Genomic DNA, 15,530 nt, shown 5'->3' on the forward strand with positions numbered 1-15,530 from the left:
GTCCCGGTCCCGGTCCCGGTCCCGGTCCCGGTCCCGGCCCCGGTCCCGGCGTCCGCGCCGCCCGCCGCCGATGCCTTCGCAGCCAGCGGCAGCACTGAGTCAGTGCCGACGCTCGATTCTGCCAGCATGACCGATACCTCGTCGCGCGACACCCTGCTCGGCGGCGTGGTACTGCTGCTGCTGTTCATCGCCTTTTTCTTTGCCAAGAATGCCTATGCGAACGGCCTGGTGGCCAAGCGCGTGCCGCCGAACAAGGCCAACGCCTCGGGCTGGTGGCTGTTCATCTTCCTGGCCAGCTTGGCCACGGGCGTGGTGCTGGCCGCCGTGAATGCGCATAAATTTCTTGCGCCACTGTTCATGGGACCGCTGGTGCTGGTGGGCCTGGTCGCGTTACTGTTGACCTTTACATCGAGCCGCCGCTAAGAATTGACCGTTGCACGCATCATCGAAGGAACCACCATGGCAGAGAACCTGAACCTAACCATCACCGGCGGCGCCAGCGAGCGCAAGCAGGACAAGATCATCGAACTGCGCCCGACCTTGTTCATCGGCATCGGCGGCACGGGCATGCAAGTGCTGATGCGCGTGCGCCGGCGCATCCTCAACACCGTCTGGGGCGGTGCGGGCAAGCGCAAGCGCATTGAGGGGCTGGCGGACTTCCCCATCGCGCAATTCATCCATTTCGACCTCGACAATGGCGCCGTGATCGAAAGCGGCGAGTCGCAGGCGAAGGACTTGCAGTTCGACCAGGTGAAGTTCACGGATGACGACAAGGTGGTCGAATCGTTCGATATGGACAAGTACAGCCGCGATGAAGACTCTCTGGAAAAATATCCGCACATCAAGGAATGGCTGCCGCTGACGCCGCAGCGCATCCGTGAATTGCGTTTCGACATGAGCAGCGGCGCCGGCCAGATCCGCGCCGTCTCGCGTCTGTATTTCTTCGATAAATATGCCAAGATCCGCGACAAGATCCGTTTGAAGTTGAAAGCCCTGAAGGCGGGCCTGTCGCACGAGCGCCAGCTGGCCGAACTGGGTTTGCGCATGGAAACAAACCGTTTCCGCATCGTCATCGTCGGTTCCGTGGCAGGCGGCACGGGTTCCGGTTCCTTCCTCGACATGGGCTTGCTGGCGCGCTGGCTGGCGCGCAGCGAAGTGGGCGCGGCCGACGTGGAGCTGATGCTGTTCTTGCCGACCGGCTACACCAAGGCCAATAAGGACCGGGTCGAGGCCAACGGCTATGCGGCGTTGATGGAACTGGAATCGGCCATGATGGGCAACAAGGGCTATGTGGGCCGCTGGGATATGTATGATCGGCCGGAACTGACGCGTGAGCCGTACAGCGAAGTCTACCTCATCGATTCAGGTAATCTTGCCCAGCAGCACACCAAGGATGTCAGCGATGTTTACCATATGGTGGCCGACTCGCTGTTCGAGGATTTCGCCTCGGCCGACTTTGCGCGCGCCAAGCGCTCGATCGCCGTCAACCAGGCGCAGCACAAGAATTCCCCGTACAACGCGCCCGTGCCGCAAGACCGTTTCGGCGACATGCGCCTGTATTTTTCGAAGCGCTTTTCCTCATTCGGCATGGCCGTGCTCGATACGCGCCAGGAAGCGGCGCGCGACGAACGGGCCCACCGCTGGGCCGGCGCCATGCTGCAAGCGTTCTTTGGCGTCGGTGGCACGGATGCGGGCGCCAACCGCGCCACCGATACGCAGCGCGACCATTTCCTGGCCGCCAATATGTTCCTCAAGGGCACGCCGTTCAGCGATTTCCCCGAGTTTTCCGACAGAAGCATTGAATTGAAGCGCTCCAGCGGCGACTTCATCGATTTCCGCCTCGTCGACGAATTGCTGGAAGACCGTCACGGCCATTTGCTCGCCGGCGTGGAAAATCGGGTCAATACGCGCATCAACGATATCCGTACCGGCTTTGACCGCAGCGAATGGCCGGCGCAGGTGCGCGACGCCATGAAACACCTGGAACGCGACGCCGTGCGCGACCAGGATTCCACGGCCGACACGACGGAAGACCGCATCAGCAAGCGCCGCCGCGAAGTGCTCGAAGACGTCAAGAAAGTCGTGCGCGACCAGTTGTATGGTTATCTCGATAATAAAGAGTTTGGCGGCCTGGAATACGTGCTGTCGCTGGTGGAACAGATCAAGGACCGCATCGAGGCGCCCGGTAGCGGCTTGACGGCGCAGATCGGCGCGAATGCCGAGCGCTACCGAGAAATCAAGGAGGCCGTGCGCTCGCGCGAATACGAGCGCCTGTTGAATAATCTGGAGCAGACGCGCAGCACCTTCGGTTTCCTCAGCAATGGTGAAAAGCAGGCTGGCGTGGTGATGGACCATTTGCGTACGGAAATGGCAAACGCACTGAAATTCCATTTGCGCGCCAAGGCGGCGGACGAATCGGTCATCCTGTTGGGCGAATTGTCGCGCTGGCTGGGCAACCGCGTCGGCGTCGATGCGCAAGGCCGCGCGCAGTGGAATGGCTTGGTGGGCGAACTGCAAACGGGCCGCGAAGGCGTGCTGGCCATGCTGGCCGAATTGAAAACGGCCAATATTATCTTGCAAAAGGACTTGCTCAAGGAACACGCGACCCTGATCGTCATCCCCGTCACGGAAAAAGACATTGTGCTGCCGTCGGCGGCCACCTTGCGCCAGTGGGCCGATGAAGCGTTCAAGGACATGGGCGGCTCGAAAGCACTGTTCCCCATGCTGGGCGAAGCGGCGCAACGCGGCTTGATACTGTCCAAGGTCACGCGCATGGCCGAGAACATGATCGCCACGGCAGGCTTGGCCGAAGGGGCGACGAGCACGCCCGAGCCCCTGTTCGAGGCGCTGGAACAGATGGACGTGTCCGAACGCCTGGACCGCTTTCGCAAGCTGCTGGCCTGCGCCATGCCGTGGATCGACGCCAATATGGCAGGCGACTTCACGGTCGTGTCGGACCAGTTCAAGTGCGTGATCGGCGTGGCCAACGCTGCCGCCTTCAAGGCGAAGTTCGGCGCCGAACTCGAATCGTGCTTGCCGACCCAGGTGGGCATCACCGTGAGCCAGCTGGAAATCGTCGAGACGGGCATACGCGGGCGCGCCGTCTGCTATTGCGAGCTGGCCGGCGTGCCGATGACGGTGCTGCGCGGCCTGGAAGGCTGGCGCACCAGTTACCGCAAGGAGGGCGACAACGACAAGGCGCCGACCCACACGCATATCGATCCCACCCAATTTACGCACCCGATCGCACCGAACACGGACGAAATGAAGCGCCTGGCGGAAGATTTCGGCGAATTCCTGCAAGCGATCATGCTGGGCATACTGACGCGCCACACGGGCCGGGTCGTGCCGCCGGGGCAGTATCAGTTTGCGGTCGAACCGGGCGACCTGCGCCGCATCGGCAATGAACGGGCCATACGCCAGAACGGCATGCCCGCTTCCTACGCAAAAAATATCACCATGCGTATCGAAGAAAAGCTCGCTGCGCTTGACGCCGTGCAGACGGCGGCCCTGGCGGCGTTGGCAAAATACTATGAACGGGGCGTGTATGCGCCCAAGCTGGTGGCCCAGGCCGATGGCTCACAACTGCCCTATATCGGCTTCGGTAGCGCCATCGCCGCCGAAGTGGGCAAGCGCCTGGGTGAGTCGGCGCGGCGCAAGGGCATGGCCGGCGATGAGCTCGACCGCACGGTACAAGCCTTGCTGGGCCGCCTGAAGGAATGGGCGAATGTCATCGGCGACTCCGATAGCGATGCGTATGACTGGGAAGTGCGTGAGCCGGAAGCGGATGGCCAGCCGCGTTTGAAATACGCGATCAAGGGGGAAATGCTGGAAGCGGGGCGTCTGGAGCAATTGCTGCGCCCGGCTGCCACGCCGGCGTCCCCCGCGACGCCGGTTTTTGGCATGGCGCCACCACCGCTGGGCGGCATGCCGCCGCCGCTGGTGGAATACCAGTATTTCCTGGGCATCAATGGCCAGCAGCAGGGGCCGTTTACGGCCCAGCAGATCGTGCAGTACGTCCAGGCGGGGCAGGTCGTGCCAAGCACCACCAAGGTGTGGCGCGCCGGCTTGCCGGCCTGGCTAGACTTGGTCCAGTTTCCCGAGCTGGCGCTGCTGTTGCTGAGTGCACCGCCACCGTTGACGCCGCCGCCGCTGTGAATCCTGGAATGACGTATGACGTTGGAATGAAGGATTAGTTGTGGATATCTGCATCAAGTGTCAGGGCGGTCTGTTCAGCGCGGTCAGCCATTGCCCGTACTGCGGTCGCGCCGTCGCTGGCGCTGCCCGGCCAGCCGTGGTCGCACCGCCGCCGCTGCCGCCTGTGTCCGCTTCAGCGCCAGTGGCGCCCAAGCCGCCGCCCCAACCGCTTGCTGCGGCGCCTGTGCCGAAAGCAGCACCGGTGCCGATGCCACCACCGGCGCCAGCCCCGGCTCCGGCCCCGGCAATACTGCTGCCGCCATCGCCATCGCCATCGCCACCGCCACCGCGCAAGTGGCTGCGCTGGCTGGGCGGCGTGGCTGTGCTGGCGCTCGTCATTATCTACATGCATGGCAAGCCGGGCGGCAGCAATGACGCCGCTTGCAATGACGCCATCGATAGCGGCTTGAAGCTGGTAGTCAATGGCAGCCTGGACGGTGCCCGCCAGAAACTGGCGACGGCGAAAAATGCGTGCACGGGCCAGTCGAGCGCCAAGGCCGACGATTTACAGGCGGCGATCAGCAAGGCGGGCGCCGCGTCCAGTGCTTGCCAGCGCGACGTGCGTAGCGTCAAGCGCGCCATGGATGAGCATCAATTGCAAAACGCCACCCGCCGCATCGCCGCACTCGACGTTGATTGCGCCGGTGCTGCCAGCGTGGCATCGTTGCGCAAGCAACTGGCGCGCCAGCAGGCGGCGGCCGCATCCGTGCTGGTGGGGGTGCGTCAGGCGCTCGATGGCAACGATGCGGTGGCGGCACGCAGTCGCATCGCCCGTCTCGAAGCGATCGACCGCGAAGCGGTGGAATTGCCGCAGTTGAAGGCGGAGGTGCAAGCGTTGTCGGCGGCCCCTGCACCTGCGCCCGCTTCTGCTGCGCCAGCGCCGGAAACGGCACCGGCCCGCGTCGTGACAACGGAACCGGCGCCCGTGCGCGCGGTCGAACGTTCAGCGGTGGCTGAACGCCGTCCGCTGGAAACGTCGCCGCGCGATAGCGGCGCGGCCACGCGCAACGAGATGGCGCAATCATTCTTGCGCGATGCCGAGCGTTCTTTGCTGGAAGGCAAGTTCGATGCGGCCAAGACGTATCTGGAAAGCGCGCGCCGCGTCGATCCCGGCAATACGCGCATCGACAATCTGTCGCGCCGCATCCGCGAGCGTGAACGGCAAGTGCTGCAGACGGAAACAACGATCAATTAGTCACAGGGGGAGTCACCATGCTCAATTACACCACCTTGCGCGCGGCTGCAGCACTCACTATCGCGGCCATGCTGGCTGGCTGCGCCACGCCGACGATGTCGCCGAACGGCGGGCGCCACGATGGTCGCCATCGGCAAGACGTAACCCAGTCCGCAACGGATGAAGACCCGTGCAGCGTGGGTACGTCGGCGGCGGCCGGCGCAGCCGTGGGGGCGCTGCTGGGCGCGCTGGCGGGCGGCAGGGATGGCGCACTCAAGGGCGCGGCCATCGGTGGCGGCCTGGCGGCGGCAGGTTGCCTGGCCATCAATGTCAATTCGCGCCAAACCAAGACGGCGGCACAGGCCGATCGCGACTACATTCGCGCGCGTGGCGCGCTGCCGCGCGAACCGCAAGTGGTGTCGTACACGCCGCAGCTGAGCGCGTCGACCGTCAAGCGCGGCCAGCCGTTCAAGGTCACTTCGGTGGTGGAGCTGGTCAATGGCAGCGCGCAAAGCGTCAACGACGTGCGCGAAGAGCTGGTGGTGCTCGACCCGCAGGGCCAGCCATTCAAGTCCGGCTCGAAAGCGCTGGCCAGCAGCAATAAATCGGGCGGGCGCTTTGAAAACTCGTTTGAGCTGACCTTGCCGGCCGGCGTGTCGCAGGGCCTGTATGGCATCAAGACGAATCTGTACGTGAACGGCAAGCTGGCCGCTACGCGCGACTTGCGCACGCAGCTTGTGAGGCTGGACGAGCATGGCGGCGCTGCGCAGCTGGCGCTGCGCTGATTGCCGTATGCAAACGCGTAGGTCGGATTAGCGGGGTAAAGCCCCGCGTAGTCCGACAACACCACTAACGCCAACAACGTTGTCGGATGACGGCCCCTTGGGCCTAATCCGACTTACGCGCCGCCCTGGTACCCGTGCTGGCGCCAGGCTTCGTAGACCACCACTGCCACCGTATTGGACAGGTTCAGGCTGCGGTTGTCGGGACGCATGGGCAGGCGGATGCGCTGCTCGGCAGGAAAACCGTCGCGCAGGGCGGGGTCCAGGCCTTTTGTTTCCGAGCCGAATACGAACACGTCACCCGGTAAAAACGCCACCTCGCCGAACGGGCGCGAGCCACGCGTGGTCATGGCGAACATGCGACTCGGGTCGGGCTGGGTGTCGAGCAGGAAAGCAGCCCAGTTCTTGTGCACCTTCATCTTGGCGTAATCGTGGTAATCGAGGCCGGCGCGCTTCATCTTGGCGTCGTCGAGCGGGAAGCCCAGCGGTTCGACCAAGTGCAGCTGTGCGCCCGTATTTGCGCACAAGCGGATGACGTTGCCCGTATTGGGCGGGATTTCAGGTTCTACCAATACTACGTGAAACACGATGCTCTCCTCATGATGTTCTCTTGATATATATAAAAAATCTATCGTTGCCGCGGCGGCGTGCGCGCCACGACCAGGATGCTGACCTTCGCTGCTCCCGCGCGCTTGCAGGCGGCGGCCAGCGCGTTGACGGTGTGGCCGCTGCTCATCACGTCGTCGACGATGCCCACATGGCATCCTTGCAATAACGCCACATGCTGCGGCGCGATGGCGAACGCGTGCGCCAGGTTGGCTTGCCGTTCCTGCGGCGTCACGCTGCTTTGCGCACGGGTTTCGCGCACGCGCAGCGCCAGGCGAGGCTGCAAGTGTACGTCCAGCAGGCGCGCCAGCGGACGGGCAATTTCCAGCGCCTGGTTGTATCCCCGTTGCGCCAGTCGCGCCGGACCCAGCGGTACGGGACACAGCAGTTGCGGTGCGTCCCAGCGTGATTGTTGCTCAATAGCAGCATGTAGCAGTTGCGCAAACAAGGGCGCCAGTGCCAGGCGCGCGCCGAACTTCAGCTGCAACAGCAGCTGGTCGACCGGCGCCGCGTAATCAAACGCCGTGATCGTGGCGTCGTAGGCGGGCCTGTGGCGCAAACAACGGCCACACAGCGTTGCCACATCAATGTCCGCCAGCCGATTGGCGCACTGACGGCAGCGCGGCCGGATCTTTCCCAAGTACTGCGCGCGACACGGTGCGCACAGCACCTCCGGGCAGCCGATGCCGCATAGCGCGCACTGTGCCGGCAGTACTGTCGCGCCCAGCCAACGGTGCAGTGCCTGCCATGCGGCATCAAGGCGGCGCTGGGTGGCGGTCCGCATCGCGATGGCGTCGTTCCATGTACACTGCCGACATTATCTCACCTCACCGGTTTCAACATGCCAGTTCCCACCACTCCGCCCAAAATGAGTGCGCCCATCGATGCGGTGCAAGTACGCGATTTCTTTTCCCGTCCGACGCGCATCGCGCCGTCGGACTTCCTGCGCCGCGAAGTCTCAACGCGCATGCACGAGCGCCTGGAGTTGGTGAAAATCACGCCGCAGCGTGTGCTCGATGCAGGCTGCGGCTGCGGTGCGGACCTGGCGCAGTTGCAAAAGGATTATCCCGCCGCGCAGATTATCGGTCTCGATGCAGCGCAAGCGATGGTGCAGGCGGCGCGGGCGCCAGCCTCGAAACTGGCCAGCCTGAATCACTTCCTCAGTAAGTTGCTGCCAGCCAAGGCAGGCGTGGATTTGTTGTGCGGCGACCTCGGCGACTTGCCGCTGGCGCAGGGCAGCATCGACCTCGTGTGGTCCAATCTGGCGCTGCACTGGCATGCCCAGCCCGACCGCGTGTTTGCCGAATGGCGGCGCGCCTTGCGCCTCGATGGCTTGCTGATGTTTTCCTGTTTTGGCCCCGATACGTTGCGCGAAGTGCGCGACGCCTTTGCCGAGGCGGATTTGTTTGCGCATGCCTTGCCTTTTGTCGACATGCATGACTTTGGCGATATGTTGGTCGAGGCGGGCTTTTCCACGCCCGTGCTCGATATGGAGATCATCACTGTTACCTACGCTACGGCGGAAAAACTGCTGGCAGATGTGCGTGCCTTTGGCGGCAACCCGCTCACCACGCGCCGGCGCGGCTTGATGGGCAAAGCGGCCTGGCAGCGCATGCTGGACGCACTGGAAAAAACGCGCCGTCCCGACGGCAAGCTGGGCCTGAGTTTCGAGGTGATCTATGGCCACGCCTTCCGTCCCGCGCCACGCGTGACGCGCAATGGCGAGGCGATCATCCGTTTCGACCTGCCGCGCAAGCCGACATAAAAAGGCAAAGAAACCGATACTTGGTCGGCCGCCGCGCTTGAATGCCACAGCAAGCGTTGCAAAGCGCGCGGCGGCCAGGAGAAGGGCGCGCACAAAGCCGTATAGTGCTTGATGGATTGAAGTTTACTTGATTATAATCGTTGACTGTTTGTCAGCTTGCTAAGTAACCTCAAGCAAATAATTTCCCGAGGATTACTCAGTAAAAAACAAGGGCTGCATACAAAATAAAAAAAACAAAGCAAGACTTATTGGAAGTTACTGCATTAGTATAGTAACCATGTTCCGCGCGATGCTATTTCAAGGTGTGGAAAAAAACAGGGTTCCAGCATGCTTGCGCGCCGCCGTTTTTGCTGCCGCAGCCAGCATGGGATTCGCTGGTGCTTGACGCATATGGCCGTGTTCTGGCCGTGATGCTTTCATGGAGGAGCGGCAGCGGTCCAGTACGGAGAAGTCCGCAGCCGTTTAAAATATCATTATTTTTTGGGTGGTTGGGGAAAACATGACACATGCAAAGCGACTTCAATCGTTGCTGCTCGGGCTGTCTTTGACAGCGTTTGGCATCGGGCGATGGGCCACGGCGGCACCTGCTGCGGGCACCTATCCCGGCACCGGCGGTCCCGTGCCGTTTGAAATGAATCTGCAACCACCGGCGACGCAGATCGCCCATGAAATCTACGATTTGCACACCTGGATGATGATCATTTGCCTGGTGATCTTCGTGGCGGTGTTCGGCGTCATGTTTTATTCCATCTTCAAGCACCGCAAGTCCCTGGGCCACAAGCCGGCTACCTTCCACGAAAGCACTACCGTCGAGATCGCCTGGACCGTCGTGCCTTTCCTGATCGTCATCGGCATGGCCCTGCCTGCCACGCGCACCGTGGTGGGCATGAAGGATACCTCGAACGCCGATATCACGATCAAGGCTACCGGCATGCAGTGGAAATGGGGCTATGACTACCTGAAAGGCGAGGGCGAAGGTATTTCCTTCCTGTCCAACCTGGCCACGCCGCGCGCGCAAGTGGGCGCGCCAGGCCAGCCGGCGACGGAAAAGCGGGGCGAAAACTACCTGATCGAAGTCGACAACGAAGTCGTCGTGCCGGTCAACAAGAAGATCCGCATGGTGCTGACGGCCAACGACGTCATCCACGCCTGGTCCGTGCCCGCCTTTGGCGTGAAGCAGGATGCGATTCCCGGCTTCGTGCGCGATACCTGGTTCAAGGCCGACCATATTGGCACCTTCCGCGGCAATTGCGCCGAGCTGTGCGGCAAGGAACACGCCTTCATGCCCATCGTCGTCAAGGTCGTATCCAACGATGACTACAAGGCCTGGGTCGCGGTAAAACAAAAGGAAATGGCGGCACTGGCTGATGATCCAAGCAAGGTGTGGACCATCGACGAATTGAAGGTCAAGGGCGAGAAAGTGTATGCGGCCAACTGCGTGGTCTGCCACCAGGCGACAGGCAAGGGCGTGCCCGGTGCCTTTGCGCCGCTCGACGGCTCGGCCTTGGTGAACGGTCCGAAAGCGGAACAGATCCATGTCTTGCTGAACGGGCAAAAGAGCGGCAAGTACCCCGCTGAAATGCCAGCCTGGAAACAGCTGTCCGACACGGAAATTGCGGCAGTGATCACTTACACGCGCAATTCCTGGTCGAACAAGGCCGCAGAGAACATCGTTCAACCAGCCGAAGTCGCGGCTGCACGCAAGTAATGAGGAGCCGTACATGAGCACGAGCACTAGCACCTTGGACCACGCCGGTCACGACCATCACCACGACCACCCCACTGGCTACCGCCGCTGGCTGTTTGCCACCAACCACAAGGATATCGGTACCTTGTACCTGTGGTTCTCGTTCATCATGCTGCTATCGGGCGGCGTGCTGGCCTTGATGATACGTACGGAACTGTTTCAACCAGGCTTGCAATTCTTTCACCCTGAATTTTTCAACCAGTTGACCACCATGCACGGCTTGGTGATGGTGTTTGGCGCCATCATGCCGGCCTTCGTTGGCTATGCCAACTGGATGATCCCGCTGCAAGTGGGGGCCTCCGACATGGCCTTTGCGCGCATGAACAATTTCTCCTTCTGGCTGCTGCCGCCGGCTGCGCTGCTGTTGGCCACGTCCTTCCTCGTGCCGGGCGGCGCCACGGCTGCCGGCTGGACCCTGTATGCGCCGCTGTCGACGCAGATGGGCCCTGGCATGGACATGGCGATTTTTGCCATGCATCTGATGGGCGCTTCATCCATCATGGGTTCGATCAACATCATCGTCACCATCCTCAACATGCGCGCTCCCGGCATGACCCTGATGAAAATGCCGATGTTCTGCTGGACCTGGCTCATTACCGCGTATCTCTTGATCGCCGTGATGCCCGTGCTGGCTGGCGCCATCACCATGACGCTGACGGACCGCCATTTTGGCACTTCCTTCTTTAACGCTGCAGGTGGCGGCGACCCCGTCATGTACCAGCATATCTTCTGGTTCTTTGGCCATCCCGAGGTCTACATCATGATCTTGCCGGCCTTCGGCATCGTCTCGCAGATCTTGCCCGCGTTCGCCCGCAAGCCCCTGTTCGGCTATGCCTCGATGGTGTATGCCACGGCGTCGATCGCGATTTTGTCCTTCATCGTCTGGGCGCACCACATGTTTACCACCGGCATGCCGGTGACCAGCCAGCTGTTCTTCATGTACGCGACCATGCTGATCGCCGTGCCGACGGGCGTGAAAGTATTCAACTGGATCGCCACCATGTGGAAGGGTTCCATGACGTTCGAGACGCCGATGTTGTTCTCGGTCGGCTTCATCTTCGTGTTTACCATGGGCGGCTTCACGGGCCTGATCCTGGCCGTGACGCCGATCGATATCCAGCTGCAAGATACCTATTACGTGGTGGCGCACTTCCACTATGTACTGGTGGCCGGTTCGCTGTTTGCCCTGTTTGCCGGCTTCTACTACTGGTCGCCGAAATGGACCGGCCACATGTACAACGAAACGCGCGGCAAGATCCACTTCTGGCTGTCGCTGATCACCTTCAACGTGACCTTCTTCCCGATGCACTTCCTGGGCCTGGCCGGCATGCCGCGTCGCTACGCCGACTATCCGGCGCAGTTCACGGACTTCAATATGATCGCCTCGATCGGCGGCTTCGGTTTTGGCCTGATGCAGGTGTACTTCCTGTTCTTCGTGGTCTTGCCGACCATACGCGGCGGCAAGGCGGCGTCAGCAAAGCCATGGGAAGGCGCGGAAGGCCTGGAATGGACTGTGCCAAGCCCGGCGCCGTTCCACACGTTTGAAACGCCGCCTACCGTCAAGTAGTCATTGTTAATTGATGCCAGTGTCACGGGCCGGCGCTGCTGCCGGCCCCTTTGAATAGAGTGTCTGCCATGACCGAAGTGAAAACTGAGCGCAAGAAACCGAACAACCTGCGTACGGGCTTGATACTGGGGGCCCTGGCGGCCCTCTTCTTCGTGTCCGTATTCGTCAAGCGCATGTGGCTCTGACGTGACGACGCCCCTGCAACAGGAAACACGCGGCCTGAACCGCAAGATGCTGGGCAAGCTGATCGTCATTGCCATCCTGATGTTTGGTTTTGGCTATGCCTTGATTCCCGTCTACAAGCAGATTTGCGAAGTGATGGGCATCAATGTGCTGACGCAAAAAGATGGCACCGTCGCCTACGATAACAATACGCAGGTCGATACGACGCGCAGCATCACCGTCGAGTTCGACGGCAATGCGCAGGGGCCATGGCGCTTCCGCCCGACGGTGTCGAGCATGCAGGTGCACCCGGGCGAACTGGTGACGGTCATGTATGAAGTGGTCAATACACAAAACCGCGTGGTCAACGCGCAAGCCATTCCCAGCTACGCGCCGCAGAGCGCCACGCCGCATTTCAAGAAGGTCGAGTGCTTCTGCTTCCAGCAGCAGACCTTGAAACCGCACGAAGCGCGGCAAATGCCGGTGGTGTTCTTCCTCGATCCAGCACTGCCGAAAGAGGTGAAAACCATCACCCTGTCTTACACGTTTTTCGAGATTGCCGGTCTGAGCCAGGCTCAAACGCCGGCAGTCCAATAGGAGAGTGGCATGGGTGAACCCAAGCAGCGTGAAAAAGCCTCGTTCCTGTATTCGCTGCGGGCCGTGGTGTGGTCATTTACGGGGCTGCGCCGCAAGAGCGATTTCGACACGGATTCGGCCAAGCTTAATCCTGTGCATATCGTCATCGCCGGCTTCCTGGCGGTGGCTTGCCTGATCGGCATATTGATTTCAATTGTTCAATTCGTCGTTTGATAAATTATAAAAAAACCACCGTAAAGTTTTTGAGGAGATGATGATGAGTTCCAACCACGCCGCCGTACCTTATTACTTCGTGCCCGGCCCATCGCGCTGGCCCATGCTGGGCGGTGCCAGCCTGCTGCTGGCCATGATAGGCGCCTCGGCCTGGGTCAACGACGTCGCCTGGGGCCCGTACGTGAATTACGTGGGCATCGCCGGCATCCTGCTGGTGCTGTACTTCTGGTTTGGCGACGCCATCAGCGAATCGGAACAGGGCTTGTACAGCGAGCGCATCGACCATTCCTTCCGCTGGAGCATGAGCTGGTTCATCTTTTCTGAAGTCATGTTCTTCGCCGCCTTCTTCGGCGCCCTGTTCTATGCCCGCAGCATTTCCATGCCGTGGCTGGCCGATCTTGACCACAAGGTGATCTGGCCCGATTTTGCCGCCCAGTGGGGCAGTACGGGCCCGGCCGGCACGGTGCAGGAATTTACCACCATGACGCCGTTCTGGATTCCCACCATCAATACGGCCCTGCTGCTGACTTCGGGTGTCACCCTGACCATCTCGCACCACGCGCTGCGCGCCGGCCACCGCGCCATGACGGCCCTGTTCCTGTTCGCCACCATCGTGCTGGGCGCCATCTTCATGGGCTTCCAGGTCTATGAATACATGCATGCCTACAGCGAACTGAATTTGAAACTGACGTCCGGCATCTACGGCGCCACCTTCTTCATGCTGACGGGCTTCCATGGCTTCCACGTGACCCTGGGCGCCATCATGTTGTCCGTCATCCTGTACCGCGTGCTGAAGGGGCATTTCACGCCCGATCAGCACTTCGGCTTCGAAGGCGCCGCCTGGTATTGGCACTTTGTCGACGTCGTCTGGCTGGGCCTGTACGTAGTCGTGTATTGGTTATAATGGCTGGGCCGGGCGCGCGCCGTTGAAGGGTGCGCCTGCAGCATGAAAAAAGCCGTACCGGGAGATCCTGGGTACGGCTTTTTTCTTAGTTTAAGAATTTTGCTAACCAAGCAACGTCGTTAGCACCGGGGTCAGTCCCTGCGGGATCGGAATCCGCCCCATTGAGGCGCATTCCCCCGCGGGTCTGACCCCAGCATTTAATGTATTCCCGTCGGCTGAATGTAGCCCAGCTTGTGCGCCAGCAGTATCAGCAAAAACATGGTGATCGACAAGCCCACGCGCAGCGCCAGCGCATGCACGGTGCGATTGCTCTTGCCCTTGTCGCGCATGAGGAAGAACAGGGCCGAGCCCAGGCTGCCCAGAATCAGGATGAAGGCGATGGCAACGAGGATTTTCATGTATGGTAACGCCAGGCTTGAGGAGGTTTTATTGTAATGCGTATCGGCTTCCATTTTAGGGTGATTCCATTTGTTGTAATGCTGCTACTGGTGGCGCTGGGTATTTCTCTGGCGCAATGGCAGCAGCGCCGTGGCGACGACAAAATCGCCCGCGCCGCCCGGCTTGCGGCAGGCAATCTGGCCGCCCCCCTGGCATTGACGTCCGCCCCCCTGCTGGCGGCCGATGCGCAAGCTATCGAGTACCGCCGCGTCACCGTCACGGGCCGCTTCGTGCCTGCCTGGACGGTGTACCTGGACAACCGCCCCTACAAGGGGCAGGCCGGTTTTCACGTGCTCACGCCATTCCAGATCGACGGTTCGCAGATGCACGTGCTGGTGGCGCAGGGCTGGTTGCCGCGCAACAATGCCGAGCGCACGCGCATTCCCAACTTCACCACGCCCACGGGCACGCTGACGATACATGGCATTGCGCGTCTGAACGCGGGCCATGTGATGGAACTGGGTAAGGCACCGGCCCTGGCGCCGCACGCCATCGTGCAAAATGCCGATATCGGCCAGCTGGCCCAGGCCAGTGCTCTGGCCCTGCAGCCCTTACTCTTCGAGCAAACAGTGGACCCAGTTGCTCGTGCCACAGCCATCGTGGCCAGCGCGCTTCCCGTGCGCGACTGGCCAGCGCCCGACCTGGGCGCCGACAAGCACCGCGGCTACGCATTCCAGTGGTATGCACTGGCACTGATGGCTTTTCTATTTTTTGTCTTTACAGGATTTCGACGTGCAAACAAACAAGCGTGAAGCAATGCAAGACAACCCAGACAAGCAGGCACAGAACACGGGGCGCTGGAAACTGCTGGCCGTGGTGGCCGTGTGCGCTTTTCCCATCATCGCCTCGTATTTCACGTATTACATCATCAAGCCCACGGGCCGCAACAACTATGGCGCCCTGATCGATCCCCGTTTGCACCCAATACCCGAGCTGGCGTTGCAGGTGACGGAACTGGACGGCAAGGCCGCGCCGCTGGCGCAATTGCGGGGCAAGTGGGTGTTGCTGCAAACGGGGCCATCCGACTGTCAGGAAGCATGCAAGAAAAAGTTGTTTGACATGCAACAACTGCGCTTGATGCAGGGCAAGGAGCGTGAGCGCCTGGAACGGGTCTGGCTGGTGACCGATGGTCAGCCGCTTGACACACTGGTGATGCGCGAATTCGACGGCACCAGCATGTTGCGCGTGAATAGCGCCGCCCTGAAGGCTTGGTTGCCGGTGGCGCCCGGTGGCCACAGTAGCGACCACCTGTACTTGATCGATCCGCTGGGAAATTTGATGATGCGCTTCCCGAAAGACGCAGACCCGAACAAAATTAAGAAAGACATTGCCAAGCTGCTCAAAGCTTCGGCGATTGGTTAAGGAGCTGTATGACAAT

Annotated in this window: 16 protein-coding genes; 13 read left to right on the plus strand and 3 right to left on the minus strand. The window is 61.2% G+C overall.

What is annotated here, in order from left to right:
* Nucleotides 1-126 precede the first annotated feature (126 nt).
* From H4V96_RS02705 to H4V96_RS02720, 4 genes are read left to right on the plus strand one after another with little or no spacing between them, the layout of a single operon-like run.
* Complete coding sequence (locus H4V96_RS02705; protein ID WP_280720679.1) at nucleotides 127-423, plus strand: hypothetical protein; 297 nt, start codon at nucleotides 127-129, stop codon at nucleotides 421-423.
* Nucleotides 424-459: 36 nt separating this feature from the next.
* On the plus strand, nucleotides 460-4,158 hold the full coding sequence (locus H4V96_RS02710) for a tubulin-like doman-containing protein (protein WP_280720680.1): 3,699 nt from the start codon (nucleotides 460-462) through the stop codon (nucleotides 4,156-4,158).
* Nucleotides 4,159-4,198: 40 nt separating this feature from the next.
* Nucleotides 4,199-5,392 carry a hypothetical protein gene (locus tag H4V96_RS02715; RefSeq protein ID WP_196856246.1) on the plus strand — a complete coding sequence of 398 codons (1,194 nt, stop codon included), beginning with the start codon at nucleotides 4,199-4,201 and terminating at the stop codon, nucleotides 5,390-5,392.
* A gap of 17 nt (nucleotides 5,393-5,409) precedes the next feature.
* Nucleotides 5,410-6,156 carry a hypothetical protein gene (locus H4V96_RS02720; RefSeq protein WP_010394835.1) on the plus strand — a complete coding sequence of 249 codons (747 nt, stop codon included), beginning with the start codon at nucleotides 5,410-5,412 and terminating at the stop codon, nucleotides 6,154-6,156.
* 113 nt (nucleotides 6,157-6,269) lie between these two features.
* Here H4V96_RS02720 and trmL read toward each other — a convergent pair whose 3' ends face one another.
* Nucleotides 6,270-6,740: a tRNA (uridine(34)/cytosine(34)/5-carboxymethylaminomethyluridine(34)-2'-O)-methyltransferase TrmL gene (gene trmL / locus H4V96_RS02725; protein ID WP_010394836.1), complete on the minus strand. Its 471-nt coding sequence runs from the start codon at nucleotides 6,738-6,740 to the stop codon at nucleotides 6,270-6,272.
* Nucleotides 6,741-6,781: 41 nt separating this feature from the next.
* Nucleotides 6,782-7,342 (minus strand): phosphoribosyltransferase family protein, encoded by a 561-nt coding sequence (locus H4V96_RS02730; RefSeq protein WP_334686028.1) that lies wholly within the window; start codon nucleotides 7,340-7,342, stop codon nucleotides 6,782-6,784.
* Between the two features lie 258 nt (nucleotides 7,343-7,600).
* Between H4V96_RS02730 and H4V96_RS02735 the strand changes: the two genes are divergently transcribed.
* The 7 genes from H4V96_RS02735 to H4V96_RS02765 all read left to right on the plus strand — a co-directional run bounded on the left by H4V96_RS02735 (nucleotide 7,601) and on the right by H4V96_RS02765 (nucleotide 13,714).
* Nucleotides 7,601-8,524 carry a methyltransferase domain-containing protein gene (locus tag H4V96_RS02735; protein WP_029496146.1) on the plus strand — a complete coding sequence of 308 codons (924 nt, stop codon included), beginning with the start codon at nucleotides 7,601-7,603 and terminating at the stop codon, nucleotides 8,522-8,524.
* A gap of 499 nt (nucleotides 8,525-9,023) precedes the next feature.
* Nucleotides 9,024-10,232, plus strand: coding sequence for a cytochrome c oxidase subunit II (coxB, locus tag H4V96_RS02740; protein ID WP_029496147.1), 1,209 nt, complete (start codon nucleotides 9,024-9,026; stop codon nucleotides 10,230-10,232).
* Between the two features lie 13 nt (nucleotides 10,233-10,245).
* Entirely contained in the window at nucleotides 10,246-11,838 is a 1,593-nt protein-coding gene (gene ctaD, locus H4V96_RS02745; protein ID WP_070345790.1) for a cytochrome c oxidase subunit I, read from the plus strand.
* A gap of 68 nt (nucleotides 11,839-11,906) precedes the next feature.
* Nucleotides 11,907-12,023, plus strand: a complete 117-nt coding sequence (locus tag H4V96_RS02750) for a cytochrome oxidase small assembly protein (RefSeq protein ID WP_222838417.1) — start codon at nucleotides 11,907-11,909, stop codon at nucleotides 12,021-12,023.
* A 1-nt stretch (nucleotide 12,024) separates the two neighbouring features.
* Nucleotides 12,025-12,597: a cytochrome c oxidase assembly protein gene (locus H4V96_RS02755; protein WP_010394849.1), complete on the plus strand. Its 573-nt coding sequence runs from the start codon at nucleotides 12,025-12,027 to the stop codon at nucleotides 12,595-12,597.
* 9 nt (nucleotides 12,598-12,606) lie between these two features.
* Nucleotides 12,607-12,810, plus strand: a complete 204-nt coding sequence (locus H4V96_RS02760; protein ID WP_010394851.1) for a DUF2970 domain-containing protein — start codon at nucleotides 12,607-12,609, stop codon at nucleotides 12,808-12,810.
* A 43-nt stretch (nucleotides 12,811-12,853) separates the two neighbouring features.
* The gene (locus tag H4V96_RS02765; RefSeq protein ID WP_010394854.1) at nucleotides 12,854-13,714 is read left to right on the plus strand and encodes a cytochrome c oxidase subunit 3; all 861 of its coding nucleotides are present in this window, start codon (nucleotides 12,854-12,856) and stop codon (nucleotides 13,712-13,714) included.
* Nucleotides 13,715-13,911: 197 nt separating this feature from the next.
* Here the strand turns inward: H4V96_RS02765 and H4V96_RS02770 are convergent, their stop codons facing one another.
* Nucleotides 13,912-14,112 carry a twin transmembrane helix small protein gene (locus tag H4V96_RS02770; RefSeq protein WP_010394856.1) on the minus strand — a complete coding sequence of 67 codons (201 nt, stop codon included), beginning with the start codon at nucleotides 14,110-14,112 and terminating at the stop codon, nucleotides 13,912-13,914.
* Nucleotides 14,113-14,190: 78 nt separating this feature from the next.
* Here H4V96_RS02770 and H4V96_RS02775 point away from each other — a divergent pair, with 78 nt between their 5' ends.
* Complete coding sequence (locus H4V96_RS02775) at nucleotides 14,191-14,904, plus strand: SURF1 family protein (protein ID WP_348533188.1); 714 nt, start codon at nucleotides 14,191-14,193, stop codon at nucleotides 14,902-14,904.
* 4 nt (nucleotides 14,905-14,908) lie between these two features.
* The gene (locus H4V96_RS02780; RefSeq protein WP_070345789.1) at nucleotides 14,909-15,514 is read left to right on the plus strand and encodes a cytochrome C oxidase subunit I; all 606 of its coding nucleotides are present in this window, start codon (nucleotides 14,909-14,911) and stop codon (nucleotides 15,512-15,514) included.
* The last annotated feature ends 16 nt before the right edge of the window (nucleotides 15,515-15,530 follow it).

The sequence above is a fragment of the Janthinobacterium sp. CG_23.4 genome, assembly GCF_029892305.1.
GTDB classification, from domain to species: domain Bacteria; phylum Pseudomonadota; class Gammaproteobacteria; order Burkholderiales; family Burkholderiaceae_D; genus Janthinobacterium; species Janthinobacterium lividum_D.